We start from the raw sequence: 13,172 nt of genomic DNA on the forward strand, positions 1-13,172 counted from the left end.
TCGATGCGGCATGAGCGTGATGGTCAAGGAAAGCCCGATCAGCGAAAAGGACATGATCGCCGAGGCCGAAAAGGCGCTTGCCGACATCTCCCGGATCCGCGACGGGGTCGGCCGGGTCATCTTCGGACAGGAAAGCGTCGTCGAGCGTACGCTGGTGGCGCTGCTGGCCGGTGGACATGCGCTTTTGGTCGGCGTGCCGGGCCTCGCCAAGACCAAGCTGGTCGAAACACTTGGCATCGTGCTCGGCCTCGATTCGCGTCGCATCCAGTTCACGCCGGACCTGATGCCGTCCGATATCCTCGGCTCCGAAGTGATGGAGCAGGACGAGACCGGCAAACGCTCCTTCCGCTTCATTCCCGGGCCGATCTTCGCCCAGTTGCTGATGGCCGACGAGATCAACCGCGCCTCGCCGCGCACCCAGTCGGCGCTGCTGCAGGCCATGCAGGAATACCACGTCACCATTGCCGGCGCCCGCCATGACCTGCCGGCCCCCTTCCATGTGCTGGCAACCCAGAACCCGCTGGAGCAGGAAGGCACCTATCCGTTGCCCGAGGCCCAGCTTGACCGCTTCCTGATGCAGGTGGATATCCTCTATCCCGAAATCGAGGCAGAGCGCCGCATCCTTCTGGAAACCACCGGCATCGAGGACGCGAAAGCGCAAAACGTGCTGCAGCCGGTGCGGCTGAAGGAGATCCAGACGCTGATCCGCCGCATGCCGGTGCCGGAAAGCGTCGTCGAAGCGATCCTGACGCTGGTGCGCTCGGCGCGTCCCGGCCAAGGCAACGCCGAAACCGACAAGAACGTCGCGTGGGGCCCCGGCCCTCGCGCCAGCCAGGCGCTGATGCTGTGCACAAGGGCGCGCGCGCTTTACGACGGACGGCTGGCGCCCTCGGTCGACGACGTGCGTGCGCTGGCCGAGCCGGTGCTGCAGCATCGCATGGCGCTGACCTTCGCCGCCCGCGCCGAAGGCACCAGCGTGCGTGACGTGGTGGCGAAACTCGTGAAAGGGATTTGATGCCGCGCATCGGCGAGGTCCAGGCTCCGGCAGCGACGCGTGACGCGCTCGCCCGTGGCCGGTTGCGGGCCTCGCTTGTGCCAGACCTGCTGGTTGAGGCGCGGCGCATCGTCAACACCGTGATCGCCGGCTGGCATGGCCGCCGCAAACGCGGCATCGGTGAGAATTTCTGGCAGTTCCGGCCCTATGTCGAGGGCGATTCCTCGCGCATCGACTGGCGCCGCTCGGCCCGCGACGACCACACCTATGTGCGCGACCGCGAATGGGAAGCCGCCCATACCGTTTGGCTGTGGGCCGACCCCTCGCCGTCGATGCTCTACAAATCGACCGGCGCCAGCGTTTCCAAGCAATCGCGCGCGCTGGTGCTGGCGCTGGCCATGGCCGAGCTGTTGTCGCGCAGCGGCGAGCGCATCGCCTGGCCGGGCCTCACCGATCCGTTCACCGCCCGCAACGGCGCCGAACGCATCGCCGCCCAGTTGATGCATGCCGGCGATTTGCCGGCAAAACCCGATTTGTCCGATATCAGGCGCTTCTGCGACATCGTCATCGTCAGCGATTTCCTCGATCCCGTCGAAGAGACGATGGCCTGGCTCGACGTGCTGGCCCGCCACGGCGTACGTGCCCACCTGATCGAGGTCGCCGACCCGGCCGAGGAGACCTTCCCCTATGCTGGCCGAACCGAGTTCACCGATCCCGAGACCGGCGACAAGCTGACCGCCGGCCGCGCCGAAATGCTGGGGGATGAGTATCGCCTGCTCTACGCCGCCCGACGCCACGAACTGGCAGCCTGGTGCAAACGGCTTGGCTGGAGCTTTACCGTCAACCACACCGATCGGCTGGCTTCCGACGCGCTGGTGCGGCTGCACATGGCGATGACCACTGATGGCCCCTCGGTCAGGCCGACCGCTGACGGTCGTGCCGGCACGATCGCCGGTGGCGATCGGCCAGGAAAGGCTGTCGCATGAGTTGGCTGCCGCTTTCCTTTGGCGCCCCCATGGTGCTGTGGGGCCTCCTGGCACTGCCGGTGATCTGGTGGCTGCTCAGGCTGACGCCGCCCAAGCCGCAGACCGAAATCTTCCCGCCGCTGAAGATCCTGGCCCGCGTGCTGAAGCGCGAGGAGACGCCGCAGCAGAGTCCGTGGTGGCTGACGCTGCTCAGGCTCTTGATGGCGGCCCTCATCGTCGCCGCATTGGCCGACCCGGTCTTCAATCCGCGCGAAAAGCTGCCGGCCGAGGGTGCAGCGCTTGCGCTCGTCATCGACAATGACTGGGCAAGTGCCGCCGACTGGGGCAAACGCGTCGCCACCGCCGAGCGGCTGATCAACGACGCCGGCTCCAACGGCGTGCCGGTCGTCATCGCCTTCACCGCCGAAAAGGCCAATGCCGAGATCGGGCCGTTCGATGCCGCCACCGCCCTTGACCGGCTGCGCGCCGCCAAGCCGCGGCCGATCCCGACCGACCGGCCCGCCGTCTATGCCCGCGTCGCCGGCGTGCTGGAGACCTTGCCCGGGGCCAGTGTCGCCGTGCTTGCCGACGGCCTGGCGGCAAAAGGCGATGAAGCCGCCTTCAACACACTTTTGTCGAAAAATGCCACCCGTGTCGTCTGGGCAACCGCAGACAGGCTGTCGCTGACCGGCCTGACCACCGCCGACAACCAGGTCGACGGCTTTGCACTGACCGCCATCCGCGCGCCGGGCGACCCTGCCCCGGCTCAGGTCACCGCCGGCGCCTTCGATGACAAGGGCCGCCGCATCGCCGATGCTACGCTGACCTTTTCGCCTGGCGAAACCACCGCCACCGGCACCATGGCGGTGCCGTTCGAGCTGCGCAACGACTTCGCATCCATCGCGCTCGACGGCGAGCGGCAGGCCGGTGCGGTCCGCGTGCTCGACGAAAGCTCCAAGCGGCGGCGCGTCGGTCTATTGTCGCAGGCCGAGGCCGACCAGGCACAGCCGCTTTTGTCGCCGCTCTACTACATCAGGCGGGCGCTGCAGCCATTCGCCGATCTGGTCGAACCCTCCAGCGCCGATCTTGCCGACGCCATCCCGCAGATCCTCGACCAGAAGCCCGCGATGATCGTCATGGCAGATATCGGCACCATTCCCGGACAAGTCCGGCAGAGGCTTGTCGATTGGGTCGACAATGGCGGCACGCTGGTGCGTTTCGCCGGTTCGCGGCTGGCTACTGCGGGCGATGACGACGATCTGCTGCCGGTCCGCCTTCGCACCGGCGAGCGTTCGCTCGGCGGCGCGCTATCATGGACGTCGCCGCAGCCTGTCACCGAATTCCCCAAGGCCGGCCCGTTCGCCGATCTGGCGCCCCCGACCGAGGTCACCGTCAGCAGGCAGGTGCTGGCCGAGCCGACACCCGATATCGTCGAGCGCACCTGGGCGGCCCTTGCCGACGGCACGCCGTTGGTCACCGGACTGAAGAAAGGCAAGGGCACGCTGGTGCTGTTCCACGTCACCCCTGAGGCAACCTGGTCGAACCTGCCGATCTCTGGCAGCTTCGTCGAGATGCTGCGCCGCATCGTGCAGCTGTCGCGCAACCAGGGCGCGGCCATCGCCAATGCCGAAGCCGCCGCGGCGTCGCTGGCGCCCTATCGCATGATTGCAGCCGACGGCTCGCTGGTGCCGCCGACGCCGGACGCGCGGCCGCTTGTACCGGGCGCCGGCGCGCTGCCGGTGACTTTTGAAAACCCGCCCGGTCTCTATGGTTCCGAGACAGGTGTATTTGCCCATAATCTGCTTGAAGCCGACAGCACGCTGGCTCCGCTGGCGCGCCCGCAAATCACTGTTCCCATCACCTCGATCCAGTATGCCTTTGACGAATCGCGCAATTTGAAAGGCGCGCTGGTCGCGGCCGCCCTGGTGCTGATGCTGCTTGATACGCTGGCGGTGTTCTGGATGGGCGGCCTGTTTTCACGCCGGCCGCGTCGCGCCGGTGCCGTGGCAACCACCGCCGCGGTCCTTATTGCGCTGGGTAGCCTGTTCGGTCATGCCGACCTTGCCCGCGCCGACGACGCCACGCCGGGAGACGAGGTGGCCATCGAGGCGATTTCGAAGACCCGCATCGCCTATGTGCTGACCGGCGTGCCGGGTGACGATTCGATCAGCCGCGCCGGGCTCGAGGGCCTGACCCGCTTCCTGGTCGAAAAGACGGCACTAGAACCGGGCGAGCCGGCCGGCGTCGACATATCGAGGGACGAGCTGTCGTTCTATCCGCTGATCTACTGGCCGATCGATCCGGCCGCCCCGATGCCCAGCCAGGCCGCCATCGCCCGCATCGACGCCTATATGCAGCAGGGCGGCACGGTGCTGTTCGACACCCGCGACCAGTTCGCCAACGGCATCGGCGCCGATTCGACCAGCCCAGCGACGGAGCGGCTGCGCGACATCCTCGGCAACCTCAACGTGCCGCCGCTGGAACCGGTACCGTCCGACCACGTGCTGACCAAATCCTTCTTCATCCTGCCCGAATTCCCCGGCCGCTTCGCCGGCAGCCCGCTCTGGGTCGAGGCCTCGCTCGACGCCAGCAACGCCGAGAACCGGCCGGTGCGTACCGGCGATGGCGTCTCGCCGATCATGATCACCGCCAATGATTTCGCCGGCGCCTGGGCGGTCGACGAGAACGGCGATCCGCTGCTTCCGACCGTGCCGGCAGACCCGATGCAGCGCATTTACGCGCTGCGCGCCGGCGTCAACATCATGATGTACATGCTGACCGGCAACTACAAATCCGACCAGGTGCACGTGCCCATACTGCTCGAACGGCTGGGGCAGTAAGATGATGTCTTTTATTGCACCTCCGCGGATCGACCCTCCCAGATGGGAGGGTAAGGAATGAATTGGTCGATCTCCTTCGAACCGCTGATCTCCTGGCCACTGCTGGCCTTGGCGCTGGTGCCGCTGGCGCTGCTTGCGCTGGTCGGCCTGTGGTTTCGCCAGCGCGGTTCGGTCTTCCGCTTCATCGCCCTTCTGGCGCTCGCCGCCGCTTTGTTCAACCCGGTGTTCCTCAACGAGGAGCGTGAGCCGCTGAAAAGCGTCGTTGCTCTCATTGTCGACCGCAGCCAGAGCCAGGATATCGGCGACCGCACCAAACAGACCGACGAAGCGCTGGCGGGGCTGCAGCAGCGGCTTGGCCGCTTCAAGCAGTTCGACGTGCGCCTCGTCGAGGCGGGTAAATCCGAGGCCGCCGAGGAGCGCACCGAGACACGGCTGTTCGGTGCGCTGGAAGGCGCCTTCCGCGACGTGCCGCCGTCACGCATCGGCGGCGCCATCATGATCACCGACGGCGAGGTCCATGACGCCCCCCCGGGCGCGCCCGATTTCAACGCCCCGCTGCATGCCCTGATCACCGGCAACGACCACGAAAAGGACCGCCGCATCCGCTTCGAGAACGCGCCGCGCTTCGGCCTTGTCGGCAAGCCGCTCGACATGACCTACCGCGTCATCTCGACCGAAAACGAGACCGGCCCGGTCGATGTGCGCGTCTCGGTCAATGGCGAACAGGTCGCGGTCGAGCACGCCACCGTTGGCCAGGCGATGCCGCTGCAGGTGACCATTCCGGGTGCCGGGCGCAACATCGTCGAACTCGCCATCGACCGCGAACCGGGCGAACTGACCGACACCAACAACCGCGCCATCGCGCTGATCGACGGCATCCGCGAGAACCTGCGCGTCCTGCTCGTCTCCGGCGAGCCGCATGCCGGCGAGCGCACCTGGCGCAATCTGCTGAAATCCGATGCCTCGGTCGATCTCGTCCACTTCACCATTCTGCGGCCGCCGGAAAAGCAGGACGGCACGCCGATCAACGAATTGTCGCTTATCGCCTTCCCGACCCGCGAGCTGTTCGTCGAGAAGATCAAGGATTTCGACCTCATCATTTTCGACCGCTACCAGCACCGCGACGTGCTGCCGATCCTCTATTACGACTACATCTCCGAATATGTCGAAAAGGGCGGCGCGCTGCTGATCGCGGCCGGCCCCGAATATGCCGGCGAAAGCTCGATCGCGCGCACGCCGCTGATGTCCGCCCTGCCGGCGATGCCGACCGGCGAGGTGGTCGACAAGGCCTTCTATCCGCGCCTCACCGAACTCGGCCAGCGCCATCCGGTGACGCGTGGGCTGGATGGCTCTGCTACCGAGCCGCCGCACTGGAGCCGCTGGTTCCGCACCATCGGCGTGCAGAATCCCGAAGGCGCAGTGGTGATGAAGGGCGCCGACAACCGGCCGCTGCTGTTGCTCGACCGCAAGGGCGAAGGCCGCGTCGGCATGCTGCTGTCCGATCAGGGCTGGCTGTGGGCGCGCGGCTTCGAGGGCGGCGGCCCGCATGTCCAGCTCTACCGGCGCATCGCCCACTGGCTGATGAAGGAGCCTGAACTCGAGGAAGAGCGGCTGACCGCCGACGGCCGCGGCATGGTGCTGGAAATCCGCCGCCAGACGATGGCCGACGATCCCGGCCCCGCGCAGATCATCACCCCGTCCGGCAAGACCTTGACCGTCAAGCTCGAGAAATCCGAGCCCGGCGTCTTCCTCGGCAGCGTCGAGACCAGCGAGATCGGCCTCTATCAGGTCGCCAATGGCGACCTGACCGCGCTCGCCCATGTCGGGCCGGTCAACGCACCGGAATTCGCCGACGTCATTTCCACCGAAAGCCGGCTGAAGGCGCCGGCAGAAGCCACCGGCGGCAGCGTGCGCCGGCTGGCGTCGTCCACAGCCCTTGGCAGCGACGTGACGCTGCCCTCCATCGTGCCGGTGCGCTCGGCTGGTGCCGCGTCCGGCAACGACTGGATCGGACTGCGCACCACGGACGACAGCGTGCTCAAGGCCGTCTCGCGCGTGCCGCTGTTCGGCGGCTTCCTCGGCCTCGGCCTGCTGCTTCTGGCAATGGGTTCGATGTGGTACCGCGAAGGACGGTAGGGCTACTCTTCCGGCTCCGTCGTGAACATCAGCGGATAGCCCTTGGCCTTGCCGGCATCGGTGGCACGCGTCGCCTTGGTCTCGGCGACATCCCTGGTGAACACGGCGACGACGCAGACGCCACGCCGATGCGCGGTGATCATCACCCGGTGCGCCTGGTCTTCGCTGAGCTTGAACTCGCCCTTCAGCACCGTCACCACGAATTCGCGCGGCGTGAAATCGTCATTGATGAGGATGACCTTGTAGAGCTTTGGCCGTTCGACCTGCGGCTTGACCTGGACGCGCGGTTTTGTGGTGATTTCAGGCATCGGAACCGACCGTTAGAGCAATTCCAGGAAAAGTGTAAAACGGTTTTCCGCCCGGAATTGCGTCAAGACAAAAGATCAGAACAGTTCGCCGTTTCCGCGAAACGGTGAATTGCTCTGGCGTAGCAACCTTGCCGCCATTCTGGCACCAGCGAAAGCGGCCGTCTATTTCGAGCGACGCGCAAAGCCGATGTCCGCGGGCGCGGCCATTCGCAACTATGTGGGAAAGTGTCGGTTGCCGTTCAACGGTCCTGACGGCCGAACATGCGGCGGCTCGGAATCTGCCGAGCGGCCGTGGCCGACGGCATATCGGACCGAAAGCGGTTTCCACCGGCATCCGCCCGGCGTTCCAGCCAGGTCGCGATCGGCCATGCGGCGACGCAGATCAGCGTCGCGCCGGTCAGCACGACCAGCAGCCAGGTCTGTGCCGGCGTGATGTAGTCCCAGTTGGTGGAAATCGCCGGCGCGAATAGCGAAGGCTCGGTGCGTCCGCTGGCCGGATCGGGCACCGGGCTGGCGGTGAACAGGATCAGCACCCTGGCGACGCCGGTGGCAACCAGGCCGCCGATCACCATCGAGCGCAAAATGGACGAAAGCCGCTTCTTCATGCGGATTGTCCTACACGGCCGGCGTTGCAAACGGGTTAAGTGTCAGTCGAGGCGGAAGCTGCCGGTGCCAGACTTCGCCAAAGATCGGTTGAACCATCGACCCGCTTCATCGCCAATGTCAGGGCTTCAGCGGTTCGGACAGGAAGAAGGCCGCTCCAGCCGAAACCAGCTGGAGCGGCCTTGGTCAACAGACCGGCATTTTGTGCCGGACCTTATTACGTCTTGGGGGCGTCCTTCTTGACGGCCTTCTCGGCAGCCTTCTTGTGCTTCTTGACGGTCTTCTTGACGACCTTCTTCGGAGCAGCCTTGGCCGGAGCGGCAGTCGCCGGAGCAGTGGTCGTCGAAGCAGCCGGAGCAGCGGTCGTGGTGGCGGCGGCGTTGCCGAGAGCCGGCATCGCGAAGGCGAGAGCGACGGCGAGACCGGTTGCGGAGAGGATGGACTTTTTCATGGCTTCGTTTCCTTTTTATGCGGGTCAAGTTTCGGAGTGTTACTGAACCGGGTCGTTCGGCGTCACTCCAAGCAGCTTCAAAGCACTGGCGAGCATCCGGATGCCCTGCGCCTGTTTCTTGGCGGCGCAGTACCGGTTGCCCTTTCTCTGAAGTGCCTTTGCCGCGGTGACCTGCGTTGCCGTGGCATGGGTTTCGAGGGCTTCATCAAATTGGTGGCTAAGATTGGCGCACCGTTCGCTCCGGGTTGTGAGCGTCACCTTTGCGTCCGATTGTCCGACAGCGGCAGTGACCAGGCAGAAGCCCAGCAACGCACCCAACAAACTGATCGACAACCTTGGCATCGGTTTATCCGTAAACCCGGAGACTAGCGTCGCAGCCGATGACCTGACCGCCACGAGATCAGTTATGCCCTTGAAATTTTTCAGGAGTTTTTCTGAACTGTAGAATTTTGTTTCTGGATTGTGTCTGAGAAAGCCGGTGTGAACCCGTCATAGCCACTGGCCAACATATGGCCTGAATTCTATCGTGTGGGTTGCGACAGAAGGGCTTGGCAATCAAAGACAGAAGGGCTTGGCAACAATGACAGGGCTGCTGTGAAATCCGACGCACACATACTGATCGTCGACGACGACAAGGGTATCCGCGACCTGCTGCAGGAATTCTTCCAGAAGCGGGGCCTGCACACCTCGGTTGCCGCCGACGGCATCGAGATGGAGACCATCCTGCGGCGCGTCCAGGTGGACCTCATCGTCCTCGACGTGATGCTGCCCGGCAAGAGCGGGCTGGAGCTGTGCCGCGACCTGCGCGCCCAGTATTCGACGCCGATCATCATGCTGACCGCCGTCACCGAGACGACCGACCGCGTCGTCGGCCTGGAAATGGGCGCCGACGACTATGTGCCCAAACCCTTCGACCCGCGCGAGCTTTTGGCGCGTATCCGCGCCGTGCTCAGGCGCAATGGCGCCGCCGAGCCGAAGCGCGCCACCACCAAGCAGATCTACCGCTTCGCCGGCTGGACGATGGATTGTGCTCGGCGCCGGCTGATCGCACCCGACGATGTCAGGGTCGAACTGACCATGGCCGAATTCAATCTGCTGCAGACCTTCGTCAAGAGCGCGCAGCGCGTGCTGACCCGCGACCAGCTCATCGAGCTGTCCGGCGGCGACAGCGACTATTCCTTCGACCGCAGCATCGACATCCTGGTCAGCCGGCTGCGACGCAAGATGGAGGATGACCCGAAGACGCCCAAGCTGATCCTGACCGTACGCAGCGGCGGCTACCAGTTCCTGCCCGAGACGACCTCCGAATGAGACGTTTCCTGCCGCAGACCTTGCCTGTCTGGGTGCTGCTGATCGTCATTGCCGGCCTGCTGATCAGCCAGGTCGCGACCCTCTATATCGTGTCGCGCGACCGCGCCGCCGCCAACGGCGTCGTCGACCTCTACCGGCTCAACGACCGTGCCTTCTCGCTGGTTCAGCTCATGCATGACGCCAGTCCGGACGAGCGCAAGGCGACGGCGACCGGCCTCTTCAACTCCACTTACGCGCTCACCGTTTCGGACACGCCGGCGGTCACTTCGTCGATCGCCGGCGACGACGAACTGGCCGAACTCGAAGACATCCTCGTCGGCCGGCTGTCGAAATTCGGCATCACCGATGCACGCGTGCGCCGCGATCCGGCGACGCGCGAGGCCGATGACGCGGACGGCACGGCGCCGGGACCCGACATCGGACAGGTCGAGCGTGACCTTCTGGTGCTGGCCGCCGACTTCGCCCAGAGCGACAAGCTGACGGCCTCGCTGCGCTTCGCCGACGGCCAATGGCTGAACTTCACCGAACCGATCACGCCCGTCGGCCCGATCCTGAGCTTCGACAGCCTGCCGCTTTATTCGCTGATCGCAGGGCTGGTGGTGATCATGTCGATCTGGTCGCTGCGCCGGCTGACGGCGCCCTACCGGATGATGGAAACCGCCGTGAACCGGATCGGCAAGGATCTGAAGAGCCCACCGATCGCCGAGAGCGGCAGCCGCGAGGTCCGTGCCGCCGCCAAGGCGATCAACGCCATGCAGGCGAGGTTGCGCGAATATGTCGAGGACCGCGAACATCTGGCGGCGGCATTGGCGCATGATCTGCGCACGCCGATGACCAGGATGCGCCTGCGCCTGGAGCTGTTGCGCAAATCGGCGGTCCGCGAGGCGCTGGCGCACGACCTCGCCGACGTCGAGGGCATCGCCAGCTCGGTGATCGACTTCGCCACCTTCGAAGTGACCGAGGAAAAGAACGAACGCATCGATTTCTGGTCGCTCGTGGAATCGATCGCCGACGGCTATGACGACGTGTCGTTCGACGACGAGACCCGTTCGCGCGGGCTGATCTGCATGGCGCGGCCGGTCGCGCTCAAGCGCTGCGTCACCAATCTGGTGCAGAACGCGGTCACCTACGGCAAGAAGGCGCATCTTTCGCTGCGCCGGTCGGAAGACATGATCCTGCTCACCATCCGCGATGAAGGGCCCGGGATACCGCAGGCACAGATCGACGCCGTGTTCGGCTCGTTCGTGCGCCTCGAACAATCGCGCAACCGCCAGACCGGCGGTCTGGGCCTCGGCCTGACCATTGCCCGCAACATCGCGCGCGCCGCAGGTGGCGAGATCCGCCTGTCCAACAACCCGGGCGGTGGCCTGCTGACGCAACTGCGCCTGCCGCTGGCGGCATAAAAAGCATTCAAGCAGCCTCCGCTGCCCGCGGCGGCGTCCACGAATTTGGCGTTACCGCCGCAGCACCGCGCTCAGCACATCGCGGATGCCGATGGCGCCGACGAAGCGCGACTGGTCGTCGAACAGCGCCACGGGTGCTGTCTGCGAGCGGTGCATGGCCAGCATGACGGTTTTCAGCGAGGTGCCCGGATTGGCCCAGAACACCTGCGCTACTTCCTCGGGCTGGCCTTCGACGTCGGCGCACGACACCCACACCGCCGGCTTGCCGTCGCGTTCGGCCGCCGCCACCAGCCCGTGATCGTCGATCTTGAAGCGCGTCGTCTTGCGGCGGTCGAGCCACACCCAGCCGTCCTTGCCGTGCTCCAGATCGCGACGGTCGCGCATCACGTTCCAGGCGGTCAGCACCGACAGCGGGTTCACATTGGCGATGAAGTCGCGGACATAGTCGTTGGCAGGCCGCAGCACGATGTCCTCCGGCGCGCCGGTTTGCACGATGCGCCCACCCTCCATGATGGTGATGTGGGAGCCAATCTTCAGCGCCTCCTCGAGGTCGTGGCTGACGAAGATGATGGTCTTCTTCAACTCGGCCTGCAGTTGCAGCAATTCGTCCTGCAGCTTGGTGCGGATCAGCGGGTCGAGCGCCGAGAACGGCTCGTCCATCAGCAGGATCGGCGCCTCGGTGGCGAAGGCCCGCGCCAAGCCGACGCGCTGCTGCATGCCGCCCGACAGCTCATGCGCGTATTTCTTCGACCACTGGTCGAGATTGACCAGCTTGAGCTGGCGTTGCACGCGCTCCTTGCGCTCGGCTTCCGGTACGCCGGCGAGTTCGAGGCCGAGACCGACATTCTCCTCCACCGTACGCCAGGGCAAAAGGCCGAACTGCTGGAACACCATCGCCACCTGTTTCTGGCGCAGGCGCCGCAGGGTCGCCTCGTCGCAGGTGACGACGTCGACGGTCTTGTCGCCATCCTTGACCAGCACCTGGCCGCGCGACACCACGTTGAGCCGGTTGACCGCCCGCAGCAATGTCGACTTGCCCGAACCGGAGAGACCCATCAGCACGGAGATTTCGCCCTCGTTCACGGTCAGGCTGGCGCCGGCGCAACCCAGTACATTGCCGGTCTTGTCGAGGATCTCGGCGCGGCTGGCTCCGGCGTCGACCATCTTCAGCGATCCGGCCTGGTCGGCGCCGAAGACGATATCGACGTTCCGGAAATCGACGGCGACGGTCATTTCTTGCCTCCAACGGCGATGCGGGTCATCCGGTCGAGCACGATGGCCAAAACGACGATAGCGAGGCCCGCCTCAAGCCCGAGGTCGATCTTGCGCGAACCCAGCGCCCGGTTGATTTCGGTGCCGAGGCCGCCGGCGCCGATCAGTGCGGCAAACACCACCATCGACAGCGACAGCATGATGCACTGCGTCAGACCGGCCATGATGGTAGGCAGCGCCGAGGGCAGCTCCACCTTCCACAGCAACTGGCTCTTGGTGGCGCCGAACGCCTCGCCGGCCTCGACGATCGACTTCGGCACCGAGACGACGCCGAGATGCGTGAGACGAACCGCGGTCGGGATGACGAAGATGATCGTGACGATGAGGCCGGGCGCATTGCCGAGGCCGAACAGCGTCAGCACCGGGATCAGGTAGACGAAGGTCGGCAGCGTCTGCATCAAATCGAGCACCGGCAGCATGACGCGATAGACCTTCGGCTTGTGCGCCGCCCAGATACCGAGTGGCACACCGATGGCCATCGAGGCGGCGGCGGCGGCAACCACCAGCACCAGCGTCTCTACCGTCTGCTTCCAGAGGTTCTGGTTAAGGATGAACAGCAACCCGAGAAAGACAGCCACGGCCAAGCCTCTCGATCGCTGCAGATAATAGGCAAGCAGTGCAATCAGCGCGATGAGAAGGACCGGGGGTACCAGCAGCAGCGTGTCGACCACTCCGTCGAGCAGGAAATTCAAACCGCCGGAGAGACCGCGGAAGAAGGTGTTGAAATTGTCGGTAAGGAAGGTGAAGAACGCTTTGCCCCATTCGCCTATGGGGATCTTGTAACTGACAAAGAATTTTGAAATCGGATCCATCTTGCCCCTCTTTGACAGTCGCCGTCCTTGCCGGACGGTCATCTTGTCACAGGATATGAAAAAGGGCAGCCCCTTCT

General features: G+C 65.1%; 12 protein-coding genes. 6 read left to right on the top strand and 6 right to left on the bottom strand.

Going from position 1 to position 13,172, the window contains the following annotated elements; all coding sequences use genetic code 11:
• Positions 1–10 precede the first annotated feature (10 nt).
• Genes NKI99_RS08040 through NKI99_RS08055 form a run of 4 tightly spaced genes read left to right on the top strand, consistent with a single transcriptional unit; the run spans position 11 to position 6,935 of the window.
• A complete protein-coding gene (locus NKI99_RS08040; protein WP_352440366.1) occupies positions 11–1,015 on the top strand; it encodes an AAA family ATPase in 1,005 nt (334 codons plus the stop codon).
• Positions 1,015–1,980 carry a DUF58 domain-containing protein gene (locus tag NKI99_RS08045; RefSeq protein WP_023809854.1) on the top strand — a complete coding sequence of 322 codons (966 nt, stop codon included), beginning with the start codon at positions 1,015–1,017 and terminating at the stop codon, positions 1,978–1,980. The genes NKI99_RS08040 and NKI99_RS08045 overlap by 1 nt, the downstream gene beginning before the upstream one ends.
• Positions 1,977–4,799 carry a DUF4159 domain-containing protein gene (locus NKI99_RS08050; RefSeq protein ID WP_352610493.1) on the top strand — a complete coding sequence of 941 codons (2,823 nt, stop codon included), beginning with the start codon at positions 1,977–1,979 and terminating at the stop codon, positions 4,797–4,799. The genes NKI99_RS08045 and NKI99_RS08050 overlap by 4 nt, the downstream gene beginning before the upstream one ends.
• A gap of 57 nt (positions 4,800–4,856) precedes the next feature.
• On the top strand, positions 4,857–6,935 hold the full coding sequence (locus NKI99_RS08055) for a hypothetical protein (protein ID WP_352610494.1): 2,079 nt from the start codon (positions 4,857–4,859) through the stop codon (positions 6,933–6,935).
• A gap of 2 nt (positions 6,936–6,937) precedes the next feature.
• Here the strand turns inward: NKI99_RS08055 and clpS are convergent, their stop codons facing one another.
• From clpS to NKI99_RS08075, 4 genes are all read right to left on the bottom strand, one after another.
• Positions 6,938–7,243, bottom strand: a complete 306-nt coding sequence (gene clpS / locus NKI99_RS08060) for an ATP-dependent Clp protease adapter ClpS (RefSeq protein ID WP_023809857.1) — start codon at positions 7,241–7,243, stop codon at positions 6,938–6,940.
• Between the two features lie 239 nt (positions 7,244–7,482).
• Positions 7,483–7,848: a hypothetical protein gene (locus NKI99_RS08065; RefSeq protein WP_352610495.1), complete on the bottom strand. Its 366-nt coding sequence runs from the start codon at positions 7,846–7,848 to the stop codon at positions 7,483–7,485.
• A gap of 215 nt (positions 7,849–8,063) precedes the next feature.
• Positions 8,064–8,297 carry a hypothetical protein gene (locus tag NKI99_RS08070; protein ID WP_013529962.1) on the bottom strand — a complete coding sequence of 78 codons (234 nt, stop codon included), beginning with the start codon at positions 8,295–8,297 and terminating at the stop codon, positions 8,064–8,066.
• Positions 8,298–8,336: 39 nt separating this feature from the next.
• The gene (locus tag NKI99_RS08075) at positions 8,337–8,639 is read right to left on the bottom strand and encodes a hypothetical protein (protein ID WP_023809859.1); all 303 of its coding nucleotides are present in this window, start codon (positions 8,637–8,639) and stop codon (positions 8,337–8,339) included.
• A 252-nt stretch (positions 8,640–8,891) separates the two neighbouring features.
• On the opposite strand from NKI99_RS08075, the gene NKI99_RS08080 reads away from it, so the two are divergent.
• Together NKI99_RS08080 and NKI99_RS08085 are read left to right on the top strand one after the other, a co-directional pair.
• Entirely contained in the window at positions 8,892–9,608 is a 717-nt protein-coding gene (locus tag NKI99_RS08080; protein ID WP_013529960.1) for a response regulator, read from the top strand.
• Complete coding sequence (locus NKI99_RS08085) at positions 9,605–11,011, top strand: ATP-binding protein (RefSeq protein WP_023809860.1); 1,407 nt, start codon at positions 9,605–9,607, stop codon at positions 11,009–11,011. The genes NKI99_RS08080 and NKI99_RS08085 overlap by 4 nt, the downstream gene beginning before the upstream one ends.
• Before the next feature lie 51 nt (positions 11,012–11,062).
• Here NKI99_RS08085 and choV read toward each other — a convergent pair whose 3' ends face one another.
• Complete coding sequence (gene choV, locus NKI99_RS08090) at positions 11,063–12,244, bottom strand: choline ABC transporter ATP-binding protein (protein ID WP_023809861.1); 1,182 nt, start codon at positions 12,242–12,244, stop codon at positions 11,063–11,065.
• The gene (gene choW / locus NKI99_RS08095) at positions 12,241–13,095 is read right to left on the bottom strand and encodes a choline ABC transporter permease subunit (RefSeq protein WP_127266555.1); all 855 of its coding nucleotides are present in this window, start codon (positions 13,093–13,095) and stop codon (positions 12,241–12,243) included. Before choW ends, choV begins: the two co-directional genes overlap by 4 nt.
• Between the last annotated feature and the right edge of the window lie 77 nt (positions 13,096–13,172).

The organism is Mesorhizobium sp. M0239 (assembly GCF_040321815.1).
GTDB lineage: Bacteria > Pseudomonadota > Alphaproteobacteria > Rhizobiales > Rhizobiaceae > Mesorhizobium.